Origin of the sequence: Legionella pneumophila subsp. pascullei, from assembly GCF_900637585.1 — a bacterium.
Classification (GTDB): Bacteria; Pseudomonadota; Gammaproteobacteria; order Legionellales; family Legionellaceae; genus Legionella; species Legionella pascullei.
This window is the reverse complement of record NZ_LR134380.1, coordinates 3,093,319-3,116,507: the sequence shown is the minus strand read 5'-3', so window position 1 is coordinate 3,116,507 and position 23,189 is coordinate 3,093,319. Positions and strand designations below refer to the sequence as shown.

The window sequence follows — 23,189 nt, the reverse complement described above, 5'->3', positions numbered from 1 at the left end:
CTAAACAGATACATTATGTTGTGTTCTCGATATGACTATTGAAGATAATGATAATTTCATAACTTTGGATTTGGTTAGTGAACAAGAGAGCAAAAGATTTGCAGAAAAATTGGCGTTTTGTATAACAGCCCCTTTGGTGATTACTTTAAGTGGTGATATAGGAGCCGGAAAGACAACAATTATCCGAGCTATGCTAAAATCACTTGGGGTAATCTCAGCCATCAAGAGTCCAACTTTTTCATTAGTTGAAAGTTATAGTTGTAGTGAATTTCATGTTCATCACTTTGATTTGTACCGTATTCACCAGGAAGAAGAACTGGATTATCTGGGTTTTAGGGACTATTTTTCCAATCATAGTGTTTGCTGTATTGAATGGCCTGAACATGCTGGAAAAACATTGCCTCCAGTCGATATTCAGTTTAATTTAATAATTAGAGGGACTGGGCGCCTAATGCAAATAACTGCATTAAGTGACGCTGGTAAACGAATTTTAGCTTGCCTGGCGGGTGAATGATGATGATGCGAGCGTGGGTCTTAAGCCTGTTATTATATATACCAAGTTCTTTTGCTGTATTTTCTGCACAATTAAAAAATGTTTCAGTATCTCAGCAATCAACTGTCACGTCGCTTTATCTTACTATACAAGGTTCATTTACCCATAAACTATTTACTTTAAGTCATCCTAATCGCGTGGTTTTAGACTTAAGTGATACAAATTTAGCTGTCAATCTCAGTCAACTAAGTTTAATCAATTCTCTTATCCAGCAGGTAAGAAGTGGCAGCCCCTCCAAGAACACGCTAAGGCTTGTCATGGATGTAAAACAACCGGTCAAGGTGCGCTCATCTTCATGGAAACCGAAAGGGGAATTTAATGGGATCAGAATTGATCTCGTTAATGCTACTCCTTTAGTTATAAATAATCATAGTCAGTTGAGTACATCTGTTAAAACGATTAAAGCTCCAGTTCAACAAAGCCAACCGAAAATATCCAGCCAGCCATCAGAACCACGAATAACAACACATAAAACGCCTATTCAAGCTTCTCATAATCCATCAAAAAAACCTTTGCGTGATGTTGTTGTTGTATTAGATGCAGGGCATGGGGGCAAAGATCCCGGCGCGAGAGGTCCGCGCCGCAGTAATGAGAAGGATGTTGTGCTAGCCATTACTTTAAAACTCAAACGATTGATAGACAGGCAACCAGGTATGCGCGCAGTTCTGACGCGCTCAGGGGATTATTATGTTGGGCTTAGACAACGCCTGGACATTGCCAGAAAGTATAATGGTGATGTATTTATTTCCATCCATGCTGATGCATTCAATAATCCTCACTCCAATGGCGCCTCAGTATTCGCCTTGTCACAAAGAGGGGCTACCAGTGAAGCGGCACGCTGGTTAGCAGAAAAAGAGAATTATTCTGAATTAGGCGGGGTGAATTTAGGAGAGTTAGATGACAGTAACGGGGTAGTCCGCTCTGTTTTGATCGATTTATCACAAACTGCGACGATAAATGCTGGCTTGGAAATGGGAGGAAAAGTATTAGGCCAATTGGATAATTTTACTAATTTGCATAATAACAAAGTGGAACAAGCCCGTTTTGTTGTTCTGAAGTCTCCAGATATCCCTTCTATTTTGGTCGAAACCGGTTTTATCTCAAATCCCCGCGAGGAAAGAAATTTAACCAATCCTGCCTATCAGGAGCGATTGAGCCAGGCGATATTCCAAGGACTAAAAAGTTATTTTTGGGATCATCCCCCTCATGGAACTCGAATTGAGGCTATGATTTCTCCTAATTTTCATATCGTTAAAAAAGGAGAAACGCTTCCTGCTATCGCTGCTCGGTATAGAGTATCTGTGAGTGCATTACAATCAATTAACCGTCTTCAAGCAAGGGCAAGACTTATGCCCGGGCAAAAATTAGTGATACCTAGCACATGGTCTTAAGGATACATCAACTCCCGCCAGCAATAGCTAATCAGATAGCGGCGGGAGAAGTCATAGAAAGACCTGCTTCAGTCGTTAAAGAGCTGTTGGAAAATTCTTTAGATGCTGGTGCCAGTGTGATTAGTGTCGAAGTCAATTATGGTGGGTTGTTGCAAATTACGGTTAGTGATAATGGTTCTGGAATCGTCAAAGACGATTTGCCTTTAGCAATTGCAGCTCATGCGACCAGTAAAATCAGAACACTTAATGATTTATATTCCATTGATAGTATGGGCTTTAGAGGGGAGGCATTGGCAAGTATTGCCTCGGTAGCCAAAGTGACTATCATTTCAAAGCCTGAGGGACAGGACAATGCGATGAAGTTGCGAGTTGAGGGAGAGAACAAGACTCTCTCTCCTTGCGCGCGGAATATTGGCACGACCATCGATGTTTCTGATTTGTTCTATAATGCACCAGTTCGTAAGCGTTTTTTGAAAAATGAAAAACTGGAATTTCAGGCTATTGAAATGGTTGTGAAACGGTTTGCATTAAGTGCCCCCCAGATTGCATTAACGTTTAAGCATAATAAGAAACTGATTTTTTCATTACCTCCGGCGTTAAGTGAGCAAGCCAAGGCCATTCGTATGAGCCGCATTTTGGGCAATACGTTCATGAGAGAAGCGATTTTTCTTGATGTGGAACACAGTGGTATGCGTCTTTATGGTTGGATAAGTAACCAGCGTTTGCAACGCAGTCAGAATGATAGACAGTGGATTTATGTGAATCAACGCATGGTAAAGGACAAATTACTCCAGCATGCGGTAAAACAAACTTATGATGGCATGCTGCATCCTGGCAGATTTCCAGCCTGTTTGTTATATTTTACTCTACCTGGATCTGAAGTGGATGTGAATGTCCATCCTACAAAACATGAAGTGAGATTCCAACAGCCTCGTTTGGTGCATGATTTTTTTACTTCTCAATTAACTAAAGCTTTGCACTCAAATCTTACCGATTTAGATACAAGGGAGTACGCATATCCTCTTGCTTCTTGTAATGAACGGCAAAACGCTATTGCCGAACCCGCCCATTCCCGTAATCATATAGAGACCAACGGCGGATCAAGTGATTTATTCCCTAACCGGGGTGCCAATTCATTATCATCATCTATAACCAACAAAGGGTATAAAAAAACCAGCACTGTATATCATCCTGAAACAGATTCCCAGTGGATTGTCTTAAATGAGCGGTTCATTTTGGTTTTTATAAAGCAACAGCCTTACCTTGTGGATTTGGTAGCACTGTTTCAAGAATCGACAGAAAAGCAGCTAATGAAAAAGGCATTACCTTTGGAGAGCAGGCCTTTATTGATCTCAATTCGTTATCCATTACCAAAACAATGGATACATAAGCTGGATCACTTAAAGCATGAGTTGGCTCGTGTTGGGATACAAATTGAATATCCTAATACTGATGAATTGTTAATTCGCAGTATCCCTTTGAGTGCGCCCTATTTGGATGTTCGACTTTTTTTTAATTTTCTCAGCGAATTGGATTTTGCCCATACTGATAAGTTGATAGCGTTAATTAGCCGCTCTCAAATGTTTGACCCAAAACAATTAACAGTTGAAGAGCGTATTGAAATGAATCAATTGTTGCTGGAACTGTTTCTTAAAGAAGAGAAACATAATGCATATAAAGCATTAACTATTGATGATTGTCGGATGTTATTGCATGAATAAGGTAGTGTTTTGTTTAATGGGACCAACTGCTTCAGGAAAAACAGGGTTAGCATGTGAGTTGGTCACCCATTTCCCTTTTGAAATTATTAGTGTTGATTCCGCAATGATTTATAGAGATATGAATATTGGGACAGCAAAACCTTCAATCCACGAATTACAGAGAGCTCCTCATTATTTAATTGATATTAAAGATCCAGATGAATCTTATTCAGCAGCCCAGTTTTGTACAGATGCTTTGTCTTTGTGTGAGGAAATCATCAAGAGAGGAAATATTCCTTTGTTAGTGGGCGGAACTATGATGTATTTTAATGCCTTGCAAAAAGGGTTGGCCACTTTGCCTGAAGCTGATGAAGCAGTTCGTAAGCGATTGGAGGAGGAAGCATTATCACAAGGTTGGGATTTTCTTTATCAAAGGTTAAGCCAATTAGATCCTCTAACAGCTGCTCGTATTCATGCACATGATACACAAAGAATTCAAAGAGCATTGGAAGTTTATTACTTAACGGGTTCAACCTTATCGGCTTATTTGGCTGAGCCTCTTGAACAGCCTGATTATTATTTTGTTAATCTTGCTCTTTTTCCTGAACAAAGATCTTGGCTGCATGAGCGGATCGCACAACGGTTTGACGCGATGCTTAGTGAGGGATTTATAGAAGAAGTTCAACAATTGCAAGAAAAATGGCCTATTCAAATCAGCATGCCTTCCATGCGATGCGTTGGTTACAGGCAAATATTGGAGTATCTTGAAGGGCATTATGATTATGAGACCATGAGGGAAAAAGGCATAGCTGCAACCAGGCAATTGGCCAAACGGCAATTAACCTGGTTGAGGCATTGGCAGGGCGCTTTATTCTATGATTCGCAAAACGAGGGATTTAGTACAGATATTATAGCGAAAATAAGGGAAATATTAGATAATACTGTCTCTAATTGACATCATGCCGCAAAGGAACAACATGAGGAAAACAACAAAAGAACCTGCTAGCGCTAAAAAAAATTATGTAGTACATAGACATCAATTACCATTGAGTTGCCCAACAGATGAGATGGAGTTATGGAATGCTCATCCTAAGGTTTATTTGCCTATAGAAAAAACGGGGGTGGAGGTCTGCCCTTATTGCGGGTCTCGTTTTGTATTGCAGAATGATTAAATCGATTTGCATTATCAGGCTTTCAGCTTTAGGTGATGTTTTGATGTTGGTCCCACTGATTAGGACCCTGCAAAATAAATTGCCTAACGCTCAATTGACTTGGGTTATTTCAAAACCCGCTTTTTATTTGGTGGAAGGTATGGAAGGTGTAGAGTTTATCGTTATTGATAAACCTAAAACGCTTGCTGACTATTGGCGGTTTAGAAAACAAATGTCACCTCGCCAGTTTGATGTGTTGTTAGCACCCCAAGCCAGTTTAAGAACTAATTGCCTTATTCCATTTATTAAGGCTAAGCGCAAAATCGGCTATGATTCCCACAGAGCTAATGATGGTCATCGTCTGTTTGTAAAGGAAAGTATTACTCCTGGCTTGGACCATACGCTTGAAGGTTTTTTAAAGTTTGCAGAGCCTTTAGGTGTCACTGAAAAAATAATACACTGGGATTTACCGATTACCAAGGCAGATTATGTATGGGCCCAAAATCATTTACCAGAACAGGACGGGCCGATTTTAGTAGTCAATCCCGCAGCCAGTAAGCCTGAGCGCAGCTGGTTGGCTGAGCGATACATTGAGGTTCTGAGACGGGCGCAAGTTAAATGGAATGTCAAGGTTGTCTTAACTGGGGGGCCTGGTGACCATGATAAATTATTAGCTGAGCAAATAGCGAAAGAAATCCCGGCGATTGATTTAGTTGGAAAGACTAAACCTAAACAATTGTTGGCTGTGATTAGTAAAGCAAAAGCAGTATTGTGCCCTGATACAGGGCCTTCTCATATGGCTGCAGCGGTAGGTACTCCTGTTGTGGCTTTGCATGCGGTAACTAATCCCTGTATTTCTGGTCCCTACACTTTTCAACATTTAGTAGTTAATAGGTATTCGCAAGCTATCCAAACTGTATTAGGAGTGAGCCCAGAAAAAAATATTTGGGGTACGCAGGTACATGGATATGAAGCCATGAAATTAATTACCGTAGATGATGTAATGGATAAATTAACTGAAATATTTCAGGGCTTATGAAAAATCCGCGATCTTTGTGTGGTAAAGGTTTTTAATTCGATCATCGAGTTCATGCTCATGAAACGCTTTTTTACCTTGACCCTGGAGGTTTTCCCAAGCCCTGATTTTGATTTTTAAGGAGCATAGGATGCAACTTTCTTTTGAGCAATGTGATTTTTTTTTCACAAATGGATATTTGGTAATTAATGATTTCTTGTCAGAATCTGTCTGTGATCTTTTAAAGCAACGCATAGAAACATTGCTTGAAAATAATCAAACAAAGATACCTAAAACCATTTTTTCCACGCAAACCAATGAGCATGCAAAAAAACAATATTTCCTGGATTCCGGAGATAAAATTCATTATTTTTTTGAGCCGGGTGCCTTTGATGAAACTGGTGATTGTATTCGTCCTTTTAAGCAATCAATTAATAAAATTGGACATGCTTTACATGAACTGGATCCTGTTTTTAGGCAATATTCCCGAGATGATCGAATTAAAAAGATAGCACATCAGCTTGGGTTAACAACACTTGGGTTGGTACAATCCATGTATATATTCAAGCAGCCGGGAATAGGGGCTGAAGTGCTTTGCCATCAAGATAGTACCTATATTTTCGGCGAGAATAGTGATGCTTTAGGATTTTGGTTTGCAATAGAAGATGCTACTTTGGAGAATGGTTGTCTGGAAGTGATTCCAAGTCCTTGTAACACCCCCTTAAAACAAAGGATGTTTCGCCGAGAAAACGAAATTTATTTCGAAAACTACGATTCAAATCCTTGGCCAGAAGAAAAGAGTGTCCCTTTACCCGTTAAAAAAGGTGCATTGATTATACTGCATGGCAGAGTCCCGCATAAAAGCCAGGCTAATTTTTCTGATCAATCCAGGCATGCCTATACTTTGCATTTGGTTGATATTTCTTCACCTTATCCCGAGAATAATTGGCTGCAATGGCCGAATGGGATCCCCTGTTTATGACATCGCTATTTTGAGTATAAAGTATCAACAATTTCCAATGTTTAGAAAATTGCGCTGGAGAACTCTATAATTTACATGAGACTCTTGGGTAAATCATTTTGGAAGAGATCCTGAATGGATAATGAAAGTTTGCTTGCCATATTAAATAATTGGTCTGCAACTAATTATGCGAAAGGTAACTATATTCTAAGAGAGATCTCCAGCAAGTTTCTTTCAAAAATTTCTATCCACAGTCATGATTACTTACTCGATGCCGGTTGTGGCGATGGCAGTTTCACTCAAATAGTAGCCAGTTTGGTTCCTGATGGATATGTTCTCGGTGTGGATCGATCAAAAACTATGATTGATTATGCGAACAAACATTATAAGAGTATCAACATTCGTTTCGATATAGCGGATATTCAAGAACCTATAATTTACGGGCCATTTGATAATATTGTATCATTTTGGTGTCTTCACTGGACTGATTTGGAAAAATCCTTATCCAATTTATATCATGTTTTAAAACCAGACGGAAAAATTTATGCCATTTTTTCTTCCGGCAAACAAAGTACATTGTTTGAAGTACTAAACAGCCTGCAATTTCAAAATCGTTACCCTGATATCGCTAAAAATGTCGCTCAATCTAAAATGATGAGGGAGAATTATTCTGTTCAATGCCGAAAGGCATTGGATAATTTGCCTTTTAAAAACATTTCCTTTGCTGTTGAACATTGCCAGGTTGAATTACCTGACCTCGAGTCATTTAAAAATTTTATACACGGCGCCCCATTATTCAAGGATCTTCCCGATAAAATGTACCAGGATATTGTAAACAGCATGGTGCTGTTTTTTGATGCATACTGTCAAAAAAAATACGATGGAAAATGGGTGTATGAAACCACACCCTATTTTCTAACAATTAGCAGGAAGTGAATAATACTTTGGATAAATTTAATTCAAATAGCCAGTTCCAGTTTTTTCTTTCAAGGAATCCAGAAAGCAGTTTAAGGACTAACATGGGATTGTCTACCCAACTCATCCAAATCAACAGTGATTTTATCGGGGACACTTGGCGTAAAACAAGAAGCCAGGCATTTGGTAATTTGCCTATTCAAGCAGACACCGACGCACATAGAGAAACAAATCGTGGCAGGAATACTTGAAAGATAAGCGATTTGCGTTGATGAATCGACGGCTGCTGCTTTCAGAATGTAATAAATACCGACATGCACCCCGGCCATCAATGTAGTGAGCGTAAAAGCTGAGCCTTTTACAAAACATTCATTAGAGCTAAGATTGGAACTGCATTCCTCTATTTTTTCCTTCCTGGCGTCTACTTGTGTTTGATAGTCTTCTGTTAATTCATGAGTTAATGCCTCTAGTTTGTTGTCTATAAACTCTTTTTTTATCTCAGGGGGTGTTTCAAGTGAGTGCAACCTAAAAAAAAGATTCGCATTGGTTTTTTCAATAACTTTAGCTGCAAGGAATTTTAAACTGGGAACTTTGGATGTTTTATCTTCAAAGGTTGTTGGCATGGGGCTTCTTAAAATGTAAGTTAATTAATTATGCCAATTTGACCACATAATTGATTTATTGTCCATATAATGACGCTTATGCATTATTGATTATCTCATTTCTCACTTGATTTTCATTACAAAATTGATTGTTATGATTGAGGAAGGCAATAGTCCTTCCTCATTCCAAGTTCAGTCAAGTTTTATTTGGAGCTTATCCTAAGCTGTTATTCATTAGGTGTTCAGTGCTTGTGTCCTTCTCTTCCTCAAATAATTCAGGGAAATAATCACTCCAAAAGGAAGGTGATTTATTCTTATGGGGCGGCTGTTTTTCGGCTTGAATGTTCTGCTTATGATTAAGCCCAGGGTCCGTATGATAATTTGGTGTATGTTTCTTCATGACCTCATAAGACGAAGGAGCGGGTTCTGCTTTTTTCTGAGGGGAGTCTTGCAAATGTGGCAAGGCTTGTTCTTTAAAGCGGTATACATTAAGTAAGACAAAACAAGCTTGAGTTACCATCAATGCCACACCAACAGCAGGATTTAAGATAAAACCAGCCGCAACTAATAAACCACCTGCTATTAATACTGCTGCCAAATTATACCCCAAGCTGATTAACAAATTTTGTTTGATGTTATTTACCGTTTGTTGTGATATGGCAAAGGCATTGGCTATAGGCAATAGAGTTCCGCTTTGTATAATGGCTGAGGCGTGTTGCTGAGTAATTTCATCACTGTCCTGAGACAGTACTGCTATACCGAAGTCACTCGCAGCAATGGCGTTTGCGTCATTGGCCGCATCTCCAACCATAGCTACTTTTAGCCCTTGATTTTGTAATGATTTAATATAAATTGGTTTGGATTTGTCCTCTTTGTTGATGGTTGTGGCGACACAGTTAGCATGTACTTTCTTAATGCCAAGAGCTTGCGCATAGCGATAAGCAGTTTTTTCATCTGCTCCAGTACACAGATGCACTTCTTTGCCCATTTTAATTAAAGCTTCAACCGTTTGTTTTGCATCTTTTCGTAAGGGGTCGGTGATGACCAGATAACCCAATAGTTGTTTGTTTTTGGCCAGAAAGACGAGGCTATCTCCTGCAACAAGATTCATTTGGCTTTCAATCGAGGATGTAGAAATTCCTATTTCCTGCATTAAGGTTTTACTGCCAATGGTGTATTGAATACCATTAATATCTGCTGAAATGCCTGAATGGTTGGATTGATCCAAATTCGTAATATTGAATTTTTGTTTACTGATGCCTTTGGTAAACGATTGTATTGCTTTCCCAAAAGGATGTTTTGATTGTTCCTCCAATGCATTGCAAATACTCAGAAATTGCTCGGAAGAAAGATCAGCATCATTTAATACAGCATATTCTTTAACAACAGGAACTCCGGTTGTTAAAGTGCCATTCAAGTCAAAAATGACTGCATCAATTTGTTCCGCTAATTGTAATACTCTGGAGTTTTTAAACTGGACGCCATGTTCTGCTCCTTTATGAATTCCGGTTTTTACAGCGAGAGGAATAATTAAACCAAGAGTACAAGGGCAGGCAGAAACCAGTACTGAAATCGCACATTGTATCGCAAGTGCTGGTGTAGAAATCAGGCCAACGACTATTCCTGAAAGGATGGAGATGGCAATAATGGCAGGTATAAAATAGGTGAGAAGCTGTCCTGTTTTTACCTCTATAGGTGCTTTTTCAAGTACAGATTGGGCTATGCTTTCATCAAGACGGGCAAGGTATGAATCTTTTACCGGTTTTAGAACGCGGAGGGTGAGTGGTTTTGCGTCATTAGCCAGACGCATCCCGGCAAGTACCTTTTCACCACTTCGAAATTGCCTGGGTATAATAGCGCCAGTAATGATAGTGGGGTAAATGAGAGTGTCTTGTTCACAAACACTATCCAATGGAATTAGTTCCCCGGGATTGATTTGTATGATGTCGTTGGGTTGAACCTCCTCAATCCTGGTGCTTTTAAAATCACGTTGACGATATAATCTTACCTTTTGCGGGGCTCTGTCCTGAAATTTGGCAGAACTTATTTTTTCTTTTATAGTGTCTTCAATAGCGATACCAATATGCCTGAATCCATAAATAAGCAATCCCGCCTCAAACATCATCGGTAGCCAAGGTACAAAGAATGAGGTAACTGATACTGCAAGAACAGAAATGGTGCTAATTGAAAATAATGTATCCATTGTGAGTGTGCGAGACTGGATAAACTTTTTCCAAGCCTCGTAATAAGATTGGGCACCAAGGGCAATGGTTAATAAAATGCTGAAACCCGCTAAAGGAATCATAACCGCTAGGGGTAATCCTCCTAAGGCCATAGTCAGGATCATCAAGCTCACACCGGTGATACAACCCAATCCTCCAAGCAACCAATGGGAAGTGATTATTTTTTTGGCGCTGTTAAGTATTTCGGATAATTTACTGGCCTCTTGTTGAGGTGTTGATTGAGTTTTTTCGAGAGGGGTAGCAGGGTTCTGTTCTTTAACCGGGGGGAACTCGTAATTTTCGCAAGTAAACCCCGTCTCATCAATTAATTTTTTAATTGTGTTCCAGTTGCTTTCATGTTCATTTTCTTTTTCTTCAGAAAGGGATATCACAATTTTTTTCGGATCTGCTGTGCTCATGTCCGCATGGAATGTATTTACTTTGATTAAGTTTGAGTTTCTTAAAAAGGACTCTATTGCATTGCTGCAACTGGTGCAATTCATTCCGCTGACATAAAAAAAATAAGGTTTGGACATAATAGCTCGCTGAGTTAAATGGTTAACTCATCCTGAGAATTTTATACTGGAGTTATCAATCAGCACCAACTGTTGAGTCGGAGTTACTTAAGTCAAGACCTATCATCTTAAGCGTAGTGGATGAAGCCTACTGCCATTGAAATGATATTTTGGTATTTCCTTACCCCAATATTCCAGATTCCTGGTGCTTTTTGTAAGTCCCGTATTATTCCATTGAGGATACAGCTTTTTTAAATTGGGTTGAAATCATATCATACCCGATATTTTTTTGGCATCATGATTTTAGAACTTGTTGATGTTTTGTGATATTGCTATTGTGGATTGGGTTATAAAAAAAATTTTCTGGAGCAGACCACATTTTGAGTTCCCTGTTATCAAGAACAAAAACAATTCTGGTGCTATTAATAGCTATTTATTGCGCTTACGATCTGATAGTCGCCGTGTATACAGCTTGGGATTTCACAACAGATGACGCATACATCAGCTGGTATTACGCGCGACAGGTAGTAAGTGGGAAAGGGCTATTTTGGCATGTGACTCTGCCTCCAGTAGAGGGGTATTCCAATTTTTTATGGCTCATGATTGCTGCATTGGTCATTAAATTGCAATTACCTCTAGTTAGCAGTATGAAGGTTATTTCCTGTTGTAGCTTGGGATTGTCGCTACTGTTTTTATATCGATTGGCAAGACTTTTTTGTAGTCCTCTGTTATCCATATTACCCGTTTTTTTATTTAGTCATTATACAGGAGTGGCTTGGTGGGCGGTCAGTGGATTGGAAACCTTATTTTACTGTGCCCTGTCTTTGGCATTGATATGGCAGTTTATCTTGGCATTCGGTTATCAAACTGTTAATGACAGGCCATGGCCAAATGGATTTTCCCTTTACTCAACCAATCATTGGGTAATAAGCAATATTCTCTTGTTATTGTTGTGCTTAACACGATTTGAGGGGATCATTTGGATAATTCCTCTGCTTGTTTTTATAGGATGTCAATATTTGAAAGATCAGCGGGGGCTGATTTTTAAAGATCATAAGAGATTGTTCTTATGGGTTTCAATTACTTTTGTTTGCTTTATCTTGCCCTATCTTGTGTATTTTATTTGGAGATTAATTTATTTTGGTCATTGGATTCCTAATAGCTATCGTTGCAAAGCGATAGCTTATGGGCAATTTTTAGCAGTAGATTTTGATTATTTTCTTTTTATCACACCCTTACTTGTATTATCGGTACCCTATTTATTATCTGCTAATAAAGATTGTCGCCACGTTTTACTTTGGTTGCCTTCTGTTTTATATAGTTTGTTGCTTTGGAAAGCAAATCCAGTTGTCACCTATGGTTTAAGATTGTTTTTAAGTCCATTCGCTCTTTTTTCCATATTACCTGTTTTAGGACTTAATCAATTTATACAATATTTTAAATCCTTTAGATGGGATCCTGAATACCCAATTGTGGTATTGATGTTGTTTATTACCTGGTTTTTTGTGCCAGGGAATGATTTAAATCATTTATCCAAAACAGTGACAGAGTATAATGAGCGCACTCAAAATAGAATGCATATTGCTGATTTACTCAATCGAAAAGCAAAAAAAGGCGACAGTGTTTTGTTGGATGATTGCGGGATTATTCCGTTTTTTTCTCGAGAAGACATTCGATTCATAGACGCGCAATGTTTGAATAATAGCGATTTAACCCAAAAACCATTTAAAAACGATTTAAGTCTTTACGCCGACTATCTCAACTCTAAAGTGAAGCCTGATTGGGTGATCACCAATTACTACCCTATGGAATCACGTGGCGATTATTTAACAGATTTGTTAGATGGAAAAAATTTTTTTAATAATTATCAATTGGTCAGTACGTTAAGTTCAGGGTTTTATTTAAACAAAAATCAACCGCAAGGGAAAAAAATGATTGATTTTGTTTATCAAATTTTTAAGCGTGCTAATAAGCCTGGGTACAATGAGCCCCTGGAATTAGAATCCCAGGAGCCAAAGTGATTAAGTATTATTGCTCAGATGCGGAGCCTTGGCTTGAAAAATCTGCGGTAGGTTGAGCGGCTTTTAAATTTTGCAATAGCATAATGCTATTGGTTAATAATATCCGTTCTTGTATTTGTCTATCCAAATACATTTGATAATTGATTTCGGCCAGCAATACCGCTATTTCTTTTTGAACTGTGGCAGGGGATGCATCATTGATTTGTTTAATCCATTGTTGGTTTGGTTGTCCAGGAGTGTTGGAGGCGGTTGGATCAAATAATCGTCGAGTAGCCATGTTAAATTCATTCAGAGCTTGGCTTGTGATATTAGCATTACTTTGGTCTGCACTCATATTTTGAGGTAACCTTTTGGATAAAATATAGTAGAGGTTGCTCACGCCCACAGAAGTTTGCGCTGCGTAAACACGTAAATTATTAAAATAACTGCTTAATGTTGCGGCTGCTTGTTTTTGCTGGACTTCATTATAGCCTGCAGAATTGGGTTTTGCAGTGGCTTGATTCCATAACTCACTGTAAGCACTCAACTTGGGTAAGGAAGGAGGAGTGACTTGAGCGCTTGCGTATCTAATAAAATTAAGCGCTTGCTGGGCTTGGCTTTTTGCCGTTAATCCAGAATCTTGCCCAGATTGTGACGCAGAGGTATCCATCAGTAAGGGGGCAATCAAAGAGTTACTGTTCAGTTGACTTATAAGCGGTTGATTGTATTTGTAGGAATAAAAAGCAGGCGTCGAGCCAGAGGTTTGTGCTGGCGGCAAAGTGCCAATTACATTTTGCATGACCAGATTTTGATACATGAGGTTACAATTGGGTAACCAGTTCTTTTGTTCATTGTCCATACAAAAACTGTAATCCGGGGTGCCCAGAATATTGAATACTGCCTGACTGACTGGGTCATTTAAGTATGTCCCGGAGGTTGTGATTTGAGGCGCTGAAAAAATGCCAGGTGTTGTGGGTGTTTGGGCACTAGCTGTTGATTGATCTATTAAACCGTTCGCTGTAATTTTCCCATCTGCGCCGGAGGATGGGGCGCTGAAATTTTGATATTTAAAAGTAGTATTTGCCAAATTATTAATTAATGAATTTCCTTGTACCTTATCGGTAACAAAATTCATTAAGCTCTGGGACATGGCATCGACAGGGATAGCTCCCAAAAAGGTATTATAGGCGTAATTTTGAATGAGTTGTGCAACATTGGAATTGAATAATTGCGAATAAGGCGGGTTAGGGGCTTTGTTGGATTGAGTGATATCATAACCTAAATATTTTCCCAGATTAGTCAGGTAGGTCACCAGGTTGGACGTGTTGGTGCTTGTCTGTTGACCAGATGGGTCATAACCCTGTTGAGCAAAAACAGATAAAGTGGTAAAACAAAACAGATTGGCCAAGGCCAGTTTAGGTAATACTTTCATTATTCATCCCCTTCGAGTGCTCGTAAAACGAGTTTTAGACGGTATTGGCAAAAAACTCGCGATAATAACCTTAGTCTTTCAAATACAATATTGCGTTTTAGAAAAAAACCTGCCGGGTCATTGCTGCTTAAACTGGTTTCTTCCGCATGGATTAACACCCGGGAGGCGCTACCAGGATGGACTGTGTCTATCGCCTGTAACAAACGTAAACCTCTTCCTGATTTGATATTTCCAACGATACGAATAAATTTATCTTCTTCTGCTAACAAGCCCAAGTCAATTTTTTCAATATCATCAAGTTCTTGCCCTAACTGTTTCATTGCTTCTTCCAGTTCCGGATTGCCATCAAGAGTCCAGTTTTCCACACTTTCCATAAAAGTGATAACCCTGTAAATCATGGGGTCAAGGTACTCAAACCAGTACTTTGCGGCGGCTTCATGGCTTAAATCAGGCATTATTTACTCTTTTTTTACTGAGATACGTTGATAGACGAAACAACTACTTAATACTATAGTATATTATGATATATAAAAGTCCATTACTTAAAATTGTGAAAAAGTAAAAAATATGAAAAAGAAATCGGGATCAAGGATCGTAAGAGTTTTTACAAGGATTATCAATGTTCGTAAATGGTTCGATTGGGACAGAATGAGGTCATTAACCTTGTATTTGGTGAATGGCATTAAACGTTTATTCATACCTCAGGAACCAACCCATGTCGAATCATTTGATGAAGCAGCCAAGAAGTTAAAACTGAGTGAGGCTGACTTGGTAATCAAACAAAAAGCCTTGCTTAGACTAAGCATAATTATGGTTATTGCTGCTTTTATGATATTTATTTATACGGGTTATCAATTTTTATATGGTTCATGGAAAGCTACAATAATAAGCTTGGTTGTGGTGATGATCGCTTTGGTACTGGCCTTTCGTTATCATTTTTGGTACTACCAGATTAAACAACGTAAATTGGGATGTACTGTTAAAGAATGGTACAGGCAAGGGTTATTGGGTGAGAAAGAATGAATAAATTAGCTATTACGGTCCTCCTTTGCTTTTTTCCTGCGCTTGCACTGGCTGAAAATGGAGCCTTGAGTTTCGCTCCTCCGGCAAGTGACTTGTCCGTCGTTTTTTTAGGTAACTTGTTTGGTGTAGTCGATGGGGTATTGCACGGCTCCGGAAGCCAGATAATGGGCAACATGTTTGCTGTCTTTAACTCTGCTGTCCTTGCGCTGGGTGGCATCATTATCATGTATACCCTTATGGTTTCCACCATGAACACGGCCCATGAAGGGCAAATGCTTGGGCAAAAATGGTCCTCAATCTGGATCCCTCTTCGCTCCACCTTCGGCTTGGCTTTGTTAATACCTAAGGCATCTGGTTATTGTATGATGCAGGTATTCTTTATGTGGGTTATTGTGCAAGGCGTTGGTGCTGCTGATAAAATATGGGAAGCTGCCTTGAGTTATCTTAATCGGGGTGGTGTGATAATACAGGCACAGGCCGATCCAACCAAGAGCTTGCAAGCAGCTGGATCTTCGTCTTCCGGTGTTGCAAAGGGAGCGCTAACTATATTGAGTGGCCAAGTCTGCATGTTGGGTTTACAAAAACAATTACAAGCGCAAAGAGATCTTTATTTGAGTCAAAGCAAGAGTCCACCTTGTGGGGGTAATCCTACTGATGAAATGAATACTTTTTGCCGTACAGCGATTCCTGATTTCATCAGTACGGTGAATTTTGTCAAGAAACAAAACGATGACACGCCTAAAGATATAACGGCAGACCAGCCCGCTTCCTTTGAGATGGACATGCCAAATTTCGATAAAAGTTCAACATTTTCTTTCTTAAACGGGATTTGCGGCACAGTCAAATGGAATAATATTTCCGCTTTGAACTCAACTAAACAAGATGACAGTGCAGGGCTTGTGACAGTAGGAGGGGCTGGATCCAATTCATCCATGGGCGCTAACAGCTTAAATATAACTTCTTCTCAATTGCAAACAGCCCGATTGTCTCGCGCGATTGCTATACAGCAAATGTACGTGACTTTATCAACGGTAGCCCAGGTGATGGTTAATAATGATCCCGCTTTTTCAACAACCTCATCTACCGGAAATTCAAAAAATGATTTTTCCGATATTGCCAAACAGCAGTTTGGGGTTCCTTATAAAGCAAACGGTGAGGCCTGTACTGAGTATCAACAAGTTTGCCAAACATGGGGGTCGGTACCCAGTTCAACCGGATCTACTACGGGCGTATTGTTTAATGGCACAGAATTTTTAGGGGCAATCAGTGATTATAATGGCATTATGATGCCTACTCTCAATCTGATAAGACAAGCTACGTCTAAAGAATTTGATAAGAAATCCCGTGATTTTATTGCAGAAGCCAATGCCAAAGGATGGATCATGGCTGGCTCTTACTTTTTTGATTTGGTAAAACTCAATGGAAGTGCAACTGAGTTTGCTGACCAATTTGATACAGGAACAGGTCTCGATAAGAGTAGTTTTGATCCAACACAGCTCACCAAACCCTTTGGAAAAACGTGTCAGGCTCCCTATGCATTATTGTGTACCTGGTTTCAAAACAAGAACGATAAGCTGGTTCAAATCCAGTCACTAATCGATGGCGTACCCGCTTTAGGTCAGGATGGGGTCAAGCAACCTGATCTTAGTGATAATCCTCAACGACAGTCTGTGGGTGGGCCATTGTCTTCAACAGTCTATGGATTTGTCAACAATTCCATGATGATTCAATTGCCAGGTCAGCCAGGAATAAAGCCGTTGACTTTTGCTAACCTGATTAATTTTAAAGTGGATACCTCGCTTTATTACATGAAACACCAGGATTTTGATTGCGGCAGGGTGAAGATTTTGTTCTTCTCGTTTTGCCTTGGTCGAATGATGGGCGATTTATTTTATAACTATGTTTTCAGATACGTGTATAACTTCTTTCTGGCCATATTCGGGGAAATGATTAATTCTATAGTCATGGCCTTTTTAATGATTCCTTTACAAGGTATGAAAGATATTTTCATAGTGGGAGTTCAAACTCTTACGCAACCTGGAGTGAACCCCATTGTAGCATTGGCTAATATGGGAACCATGTACATTAATTTTTCTGGCACTTTGTGGTTAACTTTGCTGAATATGGCAGTGGTCAGCTCACTAATACCACTTTTTGGTATCTTTATTTTTGCCTTGATTATGATGGCTATGCCTTTGTTGATGGCATGGATAGGAACCATGGTATCCATAGGATTTGTCACAGCATATTATATACCTGTTTTACCTTATATGATTTTTACTTTTGGATCATTTGCCTGGCTGATAGCCGTTATCGAGGCTATGGTGGCCGCACCTATTGTCGCCTTGGGTGTTACACATCCAGAAGGTAATGAGGCTTTTGGTAAAGGTGAATTTGCCATTATGATTTTGGTGAATGTCTTTTTAAGACCTTCTCTGATGATAATAGGATATATTGCCGCGATTGCCTTGTCCTATGTAGGTGTCTGGATTTTGAATGCAGGTTTTGACCATGCGATAAGCTATATTCAAAGTGATCAGGGCAAAGATACTTCAGGAAAAGGATGGGGCGGATTCAAAACAGATACATCTCAGTGGGATAATTTTAAAGATAAATTGACGGGTGATTATCAATCGACTGCATTAGAAGGTGGGTATACGGGTTGGGCCGGAGTATATGCTTTCTTCTTCTCCATCTTAATTTATACCAGCATGTATTTGATTATTGTACAAAAAGCCTTTACGCTGATAGCCCACTTGCCAGATAAAGTGCTGAGATGGATAGGCGGTAGTCCAGAATCTTTCGGCCAAGAAACCATGCAATGGGGTGAAGAAGCCAAGGGTAAAGTCCAGGAGGCAGGTAAGGAAACTTATGGAGCTGAGAAAGCTATTGGTGACAAGTTGGGTGCTAAAGGGCAATCCATGCTTGGCAATTTGGGGCCTCAAGCTAAAAAGATTTCAGAAAATGCGGGTGATGTTTCAGGGAAAGGTAAAAACAGTGGTGGTAGTCAAACTGGACCAAGTTCCAAACCAGATACAGGTCAACAACTGGGCGGCTCAGACAGTGGTACCCCAACCAGCACTCCGCCTCCCGAATAACATTCTAAAACAATACGATAAAAGAAAGGCTCGCAGGAGCCTTTCTTTTTATGGGCAGTTCATTTCAATATACAAGTTCTGAACATGTGAGTATGAATGCTGTTTAGGACAGCTTTTAAAAAAGAGGATTAATATGTTAGTTACTGAGGAAGTAGAGTACGAGGATGGTGATACTGTGTGCAAAGGCTTTATTGCCTATCAACATAGTGTCTCAAAACCATTGCCCTGTGTCATGGTTGCTCATGATTGGGGAGGGCGTGGAGAAGGAGCTTGTAGCAAAGCGATCCAGCTTGCTAGCATAGGATATATTGGATTTGCTATCGATATGTATGGACACGCCAAGCTAGGTAAGGATAAGGTTGGAAAAAGAGCTTTAATGACCCCTTTCATGCAAAATAGAGGGAAGTTAATCACTCGTATTAATGCTGCTTTCAACAAAGTGGTTCAATTGCCTGGGGTGGACAGCGAGAAAGTGGCTGCTATTGGCTATTGCTTCGGTGGGTTGTGCGTATTGGATTTGATACGTTCCGGGGCACCACTTAAAGGGGTTGTCAGTTTTCATGGGGTATTATCACCTTTGGATGGTGAAAGTACTGAGCCATTAAATGCGAAAGTATTGATATTGCATGGTTATGATGATCCCTTGGTACCCATTGAGCAAGTTAACCAATTCGCTATGGAAATGACGGCAAGGAAAGTAGACTGGCAGGTCCATGTTTATGGCCAAACAGCCCATTCCTTTACTGACCCTAATGCGAATGATGATGAAATGGGGCTGCATTACAATAAATTAGCGGATCAACGTTCCTGGCAAAGCACTCAATTGTTTTTGCAAGACTTATTTGCATGATCAGGACTTACGATAAACACCAATCTCTTTGTTTAAAAATGTTTTTAATTCGGTCATTAAAAACATTTTTTGTCTCGACCTTGGGGTTTTTCGTAAGTCCTGATGATTTATTGACATTAGACCTTTTGCATAAGCTGATTATTTTGTTTTTGGGCGAGACGTAAATTTTTGAAAAGTGGAGTTTACATGCAGTAAATGAGAACTGCAGGAATAGAATGAAAGAGGAGGGTTATGCAAGAGATCTATTGGAATTTTATAAGTTGAGTAATGCGATGGCATTGGAGAGAAGTAACTCTTCTTTGCGTTTTTCAGATAAATCCAATTCATGAAACATTTTTTTTGAGAAATGCAGCCACTCTGGAATATCCATTTGGCTGGGTTGTCCCAAATCTGAGCTGTAAATGACTCGAGGGAGATGAGTTAATACTTGAGAGAAATCTTGTTTGTCCTGGTGCCCAAGAATAAAGGTTAAGGCAGTTTGCTCCACCCATAACCATTCATTTTTAAGCAGTTCATTGAGTTCTGGAAATTTTAAACCGGTTAAAGGATTCGATGGTTGGCTCAATAATAAGGAAGGAACATCATATTGATTACAGGCATCAATCAGTCTATAAATTTCATCTCTCGAGGCATGACCTGAAGTTAAAACAATAGGGTAGTCCCTGGCCATTTTTAAAATATCTATCACTTCTTTACGTAGCTGTTGCTTTGATCCGAACAATGTTTCCACCTGTTGAGTATATTGTTTTAAATTATCGTGAGTTAATTCTCTTGATAGTTTTGATTGAAGTTTACGGCCTGTGATGGTTGGGAAATCCACAATCATTTTACCCGAAAAAAGAGGTTGACATTCACTCAAGGCACGGATAACTACTCTATAATTTATTCCTCCATTGATATGATTTAACACAACGGAAGGAAAAATGGGCAAACCCATTTCTTGCCCAATAGTTGCCTGAATACTAGTACTGCCAATATGGCTTTTTAAAACGACCGCACCATGTAAAGAGTGATACAACCTCCCCGCTTCAATTGCATTTCTGCGACGAATATAAAGATCAGGCGTTGCATGGTAGTGTATGTCTATGAATTTCAATTTTTTAAGCGATAACACTATGGCTCTCTATTTTTATTAATACCTAACCAAGGTTGTTCATAGTAATAATCTTCTCGAGCTTGCTCAAGTGTGGAGCCTGATTCAATAGCTGTTTTAATGCGTTCCTCAGTTAATTTTATGACAAGGGCTTTATTCACTACCTCCTGAAGGAGATCATTCGGGATCACCAAGACTCCATTGTCATCAGCAAATATAATGTCGCCAGGATTTATTGTGACTGCATTGATGAATAAAGGACATTGTTCATTCGCTTTGTAAACGCGATTCTTACCAGAGCGCATGTAAATTCCTGTACAAAAAACAGGATAGTTTGTTGAGCGGATTGATTCGACGTCTCTCACCGCCCCATGCACAACAGTGCCCATGATGTTATTTCTCAGTGCGGTATGTGTTAACAGGTCACCCCAAACGGTGCAATCAGTTTGACCATTGTTGTCAATGACTATTACCGAATGTCTGGGAACCTTATCAATATAGTTTGCGGCATTATGGAAGGCTGCTTCTTTTTTTTCTCTGGGTAAATATTGGATAGTATAAGCAGGCCCAACCATTTTCATTCCTGGTGATAACGGTTTGATATTCAATAAACCACCCTCGATTCCACAAGCGTCCAGGGCATCAGAAATTTCTGCTGAATTACAATGCATTAACTGCTGAAGCAAGTTGCGCGTAGTATCAGACTCAATTAAATTTTGTTTAGGGGCAGGATTAAACTCTGTTGATAAACAAGAAGCCATTAAGCGCTCGCAATGTTCAATCACGGCATTCGCCATATCTGTCGTAGTGGCATGCCCACCCAGGTCATAAGTAATAAAACGCTTTTCTTTTATGACTTGCGTCACGGCATTAACTATTATTTTTGCTCGATCAGGATAACCAAAATGATTCAGTAACATGCTAATCGTTAAAAACATAGCTGATGGATTGGCGCAATTCTTTTTCATTCTTGGTCCGCTTCCATGCACCGGCTCAAAGTAACTGCCTTTATCGCCAATATTGGCACTAGGCGCAAGGCCTAATCCCCCCATGACCCCAGCTCCGACGTCGGATAAAATATCACCGAACATATTCTCTGCGACGATGACTCCAAATTTTTCTGGGCTTTTGATCAACCACAATGCAACGGCATCGACATTGAGTATGTCCGCCTGGATTTTCGGGTATTTTTGGGCTGTATTCTCAAAAATTTTCCTTGCAAATTCGCCACTTTCTCTAAGAACATTTGGTTTATCTGCCAAAGTTACTCTATGCATGCCAGTTTGCATGGCATGATTAAAGGCAAAATCAAATAAACGAGTTAAACCGTATTTTGATTGCAATCTTAATGCACAACTTGCTTCTTCAGCTGGGATCGTTTGCCAATGTTGGCTTTCTGCTAATAAGCTATGTATTGTTTTTGGTAAAGGGAAATAATCAAATCCGCAATACAGTCCTTCGCTATTTTCCCTAATGATGCAAAAATTAAACGGCTTTGATTGGTCATTGATGGAAAAACAGGGACGAACATTAGCAAAGAGATCCAAGCCTTGTCTTAATTGAATGACAGGAGAAACATAATATGGGTTACTCTTTCTAAGTGTTTTGCCTAATTCCTGCTTGGCCTCGCGTTGTGGTTTGCTGGTAATCGCTCCTAGTAATGCGGTGTCAGAGGAAGCTATCAATTGCCATGTTCTGGAGGGTATTGCTGTGCCTTCTTTTTTCCAAAATTCCCAGCCAATGTCACCATAATTCAAGATTGCAGGTACATCAAGGACTTCAAAAACAGGAATCGCAGCTTCAGTCACTTCAATCCCTATGCCGTCACCTGGTAATAAAGCAATTGTTATGGGGTCAATGGGTTTCATGATTCAATGCCTTTAATATGACTTCTTTACAAAAAGAGGGATTGCTTTCCAGAACTCTCATACTTGCTTCTGGAACTACAATCAATTGGCCGCATGATGGTTCTATTACGTTATTGGTATTAACCAATTGTGATTTTTCACCTATTAAGTGAAGGTGATTCACATTACAATTCTTCAAAATCGACACGCAATCTGTTTTCAATACTTTGGTTAAGCCAAAAATAAGCCTTTTGATCGCAAGTTCCCTATTTAAATAGTGCAGTGAAGTAACAGGAATGGAATGAGGAGCGTAAACTGCTTGATAGAGTGAAGACAAAGCCTCTTCCAATTTATTTTGAGAACAGAGCGAGATGACTTTTTCAAGTCTTTCTCTTAAGGAGGAATCGGCAAATGTTGGTGTGGAAAAAAGAATAATTTGTTTTTTTCTCCCGTTCAATATGGAAAAACATTGTTGAAGGATAACGCCACCAAAAGAAAAGCCAACAAATGCATCATAAATTTTGATGAGTTGTTTTAATTGATTTTGCCAAATTCCATAATATTCTTCATCGGGACACTCTTGCATCGTGGCAAGGGGATCAAGGCACTCAATGGAGTAATAAGGATTAAGGAAATATAAATTTTGGCTTAAGAGCCTCAAATTAGAGATTTGAGGTGAAACAGGGCCGATAATCAATAATCTTTTTTTTGCCATTTTACTCTCGATTTGTCCCTGGATGGATTATGAATTTCCAGCTTTACTCTAAAAAATACTTTGTTTTGAGGAGTATGAAATCTTGGGGAATCAAGGTGTCTCAGCC

Annotated in this window: 19 protein-coding genes; 12 read left to right on the top strand and 7 right to left on the bottom strand. The window is 39.4% G+C overall.

Going from position 1 to position 23,189, the window contains the following annotated elements; translation table 11 throughout:
• The first annotated feature begins 31 nt into the window (after positions 1–31).
• The 8 genes from tsaE to EL201_RS13975 all read left to right on the top strand — a co-directional run bounded on the left by tsaE (position 32) and on the right by EL201_RS13975 (position 7,707).
• The gene (tsaE, locus tag EL201_RS14010; RefSeq protein ID WP_027222845.1) at positions 32–514 is read left to right on the top strand and encodes a tRNA (adenosine(37)-N6)-threonylcarbamoyltransferase complex ATPase subunit type 1 TsaE; all 483 of its coding nucleotides are present in this window, start codon (positions 32–34) and stop codon (positions 512–514) included.
• Positions 514–1,944: an N-acetylmuramoyl-L-alanine amidase gene (locus tag EL201_RS14005; protein ID WP_027222844.1), complete on the top strand. Its 1,431-nt coding sequence runs from the start codon at positions 514–516 to the stop codon at positions 1,942–1,944. Before tsaE ends, EL201_RS14005 begins: the two co-directional genes overlap by 1 nt.
• A complete protein-coding gene (mutL, locus tag EL201_RS14000; protein WP_027222843.1) occupies positions 1,935–3,665 on the top strand; it encodes a DNA mismatch repair endonuclease MutL in 1,731 nt (576 codons plus the stop codon). Before EL201_RS14005 ends, mutL begins: the two co-directional genes overlap by 10 nt.
• Positions 3,658–4,599, top strand: a complete 942-nt coding sequence (gene miaA, locus EL201_RS13995; protein WP_027222842.1) for a tRNA (adenosine(37)-N6)-dimethylallyltransferase MiaA — start codon at positions 3,658–3,660, stop codon at positions 4,597–4,599. The genes mutL and miaA overlap by 8 nt, the downstream gene beginning before the upstream one ends.
• A gap of 22 nt (positions 4,600–4,621) precedes the next feature.
• A complete protein-coding gene (locus EL201_RS13990; protein WP_011216566.1) occupies positions 4,622–4,816 on the top strand; it encodes a zinc-finger domain-containing protein in 195 nt (64 codons plus the stop codon).
• Positions 4,809–5,834, top strand: a complete 1,026-nt coding sequence (locus EL201_RS13985) for a glycosyltransferase family 9 protein (RefSeq protein ID WP_027222841.1) — start codon at positions 4,809–4,811, stop codon at positions 5,832–5,834. Before EL201_RS13990 ends, EL201_RS13985 begins: the two co-directional genes overlap by 8 nt.
• A 100-nt stretch (positions 5,835–5,934) precedes the next feature.
• On the top strand, positions 5,935–6,792 hold the full coding sequence (locus EL201_RS13980; protein WP_080273158.1) for a phytanoyl-CoA dioxygenase family protein: 858 nt from the start codon (positions 5,935–5,937) through the stop codon (positions 6,790–6,792).
• 114 nt (positions 6,793–6,906) lie between these two features.
• On the top strand, positions 6,907–7,707 hold the full coding sequence (locus EL201_RS13975; protein ID WP_027222839.1) for a class I SAM-dependent methyltransferase: 801 nt from the start codon (positions 6,907–6,909) through the stop codon (positions 7,705–7,707).
• A gap of 71 nt (positions 7,708–7,778) precedes the next feature.
• Here the strand turns inward: EL201_RS13975 and EL201_RS13970 are convergent, their stop codons facing one another.
• Complete coding sequence (locus EL201_RS13970; RefSeq protein WP_027222838.1) at positions 7,779–8,309, bottom strand: hypothetical protein; 531 nt, start codon at positions 8,307–8,309, stop codon at positions 7,779–7,781.
• 193 nt (positions 8,310–8,502) lie between these two features.
• Positions 8,503–11,046, bottom strand: coding sequence for a heavy metal translocating P-type ATPase (locus EL201_RS13965; RefSeq protein ID WP_027222837.1), 2,544 nt, complete (start codon positions 11,044–11,046; stop codon positions 8,503–8,505).
• Between the two features lie 359 nt (positions 11,047–11,405).
• On the opposite strand from EL201_RS13965, the gene EL201_RS13960 reads away from it, so the two are divergent.
• The gene (locus EL201_RS13960) at positions 11,406–13,046 is read left to right on the top strand and encodes a DUF8728 domain-containing protein (protein WP_027222836.1); all 1,641 of its coding nucleotides are present in this window, start codon (positions 11,406–11,408) and stop codon (positions 13,044–13,046) included.
• Between the two features lie 7 nt (positions 13,047–13,053).
• On the opposite strand, the gene icmX is transcribed toward EL201_RS13960, so the two are convergent.
• Positions 13,054–14,457 carry a type IVB secretion system protein IcmX gene (gene icmX / locus EL201_RS13955; RefSeq protein ID WP_027222835.1) on the bottom strand — a complete coding sequence of 468 codons (1,404 nt, stop codon included), beginning with the start codon at positions 14,455–14,457 and terminating at the stop codon, positions 13,054–13,056.
• The gene (gene icmW / locus EL201_RS13950) at positions 14,457–14,912 is read right to left on the bottom strand and encodes a type IVB secretion system protein IcmW (RefSeq protein WP_027222834.1); all 456 of its coding nucleotides are present in this window, start codon (positions 14,910–14,912) and stop codon (positions 14,457–14,459) included. Before icmW ends, icmX begins: the two co-directional genes overlap by 1 nt.
• A gap of 112 nt (positions 14,913–15,024) precedes the next feature.
• Here icmW and icmV point away from each other — a divergent pair, with 112 nt between their 5' ends.
• The 3 genes from icmV (at position 15,025) to EL201_RS13935 (ending at position 19,428) form a co-directional block, all read left to right on the top strand.
• Positions 15,025–15,480, top strand: coding sequence for a type IVB secretion system protein IcmV (gene icmV / locus EL201_RS13945; RefSeq protein ID WP_027222833.1), 456 nt, complete (start codon positions 15,025–15,027; stop codon positions 15,478–15,480).
• The gene (gene dotA, locus EL201_RS13940; protein WP_027222832.1) at positions 15,477–18,578 is read left to right on the top strand and encodes a type IVB secretion system protein DotA; all 3,102 of its coding nucleotides are present in this window, start codon (positions 15,477–15,479) and stop codon (positions 18,576–18,578) included. Before icmV ends, dotA begins: the two co-directional genes overlap by 4 nt.
• Positions 18,579–18,711: 133 nt before the next feature.
• A complete protein-coding gene (locus EL201_RS13935) occupies positions 18,712–19,428 on the top strand; it encodes a dienelactone hydrolase family protein (RefSeq protein ID WP_027222831.1) in 717 nt (238 codons plus the stop codon).
• 253 nt (positions 19,429–19,681) lie between these two features.
• On the opposite strand, the gene EL201_RS13930 is transcribed toward EL201_RS13935, so the two are convergent.
• Genes EL201_RS13930 through EL201_RS13920 form a run of 3 tightly spaced genes read right to left on the bottom strand, consistent with a single transcriptional unit; the run spans position 19,682 to position 23,083 of the window.
• Entirely contained in the window at positions 19,682–20,542 is an 861-nt protein-coding gene (locus tag EL201_RS13930; protein WP_027222830.1) for a DUF6282 family protein, read from the bottom strand.
• Positions 20,542–22,389 carry an isocitrate/isopropylmalate family dehydrogenase gene (locus EL201_RS13925; RefSeq protein ID WP_027222829.1) on the bottom strand — a complete coding sequence of 616 codons (1,848 nt, stop codon included), beginning with the start codon at positions 22,387–22,389 and terminating at the stop codon, positions 20,542–20,544. The genes EL201_RS13930 and EL201_RS13925 overlap by 1 nt, the downstream gene beginning before the upstream one ends.
• Positions 22,376–23,083 (bottom strand): hypothetical protein, encoded by a 708-nt coding sequence (locus tag EL201_RS13920; protein WP_027222828.1) that lies wholly within the window; start codon positions 23,081–23,083, stop codon positions 22,376–22,378. The genes EL201_RS13925 and EL201_RS13920 overlap by 14 nt, the downstream gene beginning before the upstream one ends.
• Between the last annotated feature and the right edge of the window lie 106 nt (positions 23,084–23,189).

Coding starts and splice junctions, on each gene's coding strand:
- tsaE (WP_027222845.1), top strand. CDS start 32: ATGACTATTGAAGATAATGATAATTTCATAACTTTGGATTTGGTTAGT.
- EL201_RS14005 (WP_027222844.1), top strand. CDS start 514: ATGATGATGCGAGCGTGGGTCTTAAGCCTGTTATTATATATACCAAGT.
- mutL (WP_027222843.1), top strand. CDS start 1,935: ATGGTCTTAAGGATACATCAACTCCCGCCAGCAATAGCTAATCAGATA.
- miaA (WP_027222842.1), top strand. CDS start 3,658: ATGAATAAGGTAGTGTTTTGTTTAATGGGACCAACTGCTTCAGGAAAA.
- EL201_RS13990 (WP_011216566.1), top strand. CDS start 4,622: ATGAGGAAAACAACAAAAGAACCTGCTAGCGCTAAAAAAAATTATGTA.
- EL201_RS13985 (WP_027222841.1), top strand. CDS start 4,809: ATGATTAAATCGATTTGCATTATCAGGCTTTCAGCTTTAGGTGATGTT.
- EL201_RS13975 (WP_027222839.1), top strand. CDS start 6,907: ATGGATAATGAAAGTTTGCTTGCCATATTAAATAATTGGTCTGCAACT.
- EL201_RS13970 (WP_027222838.1), bottom strand. CDS start 8,309: ATGCCAACAACCTTTGAAGATAAAACATCCAAAGTTCCCAGTTTAAAA.
- EL201_RS13965 (WP_027222837.1), bottom strand. CDS start 11,046: ATGTCCAAACCTTATTTTTTTTATGTCAGCGGAATGAATTGCACCAGT.
- icmX (WP_027222835.1), bottom strand. CDS start 14,457: ATGAAAGTATTACCTAAACTGGCCTTGGCCAATCTGTTTTGTTTTACC.
- icmW (WP_027222834.1), bottom strand. CDS start 14,912: ATGCCTGATTTAAGCCATGAAGCCGCCGCAAAGTACTGGTTTGAGTAC.
- icmV (WP_027222833.1), top strand. CDS start 15,025: ATGAAAAAGAAATCGGGATCAAGGATCGTAAGAGTTTTTACAAGGATT.
- dotA (WP_027222832.1), top strand. CDS start 15,477: ATGAATAAATTAGCTATTACGGTCCTCCTTTGCTTTTTTCCTGCGCTT.
- EL201_RS13935 (WP_027222831.1), top strand. CDS start 18,712: ATGTTAGTTACTGAGGAAGTAGAGTACGAGGATGGTGATACTGTGTGC.
- EL201_RS13925 (WP_027222829.1), bottom strand. CDS start 22,389: ATGAAACCCATTGACCCCATAACAATTGCTTTATTACCAGGTGACGGC.
- EL201_RS13920 (WP_027222828.1), bottom strand. CDS start 23,083: ATGGCAAAAAAAAGATTATTGATTATCGGCCCTGTTTCACCTCAAATC.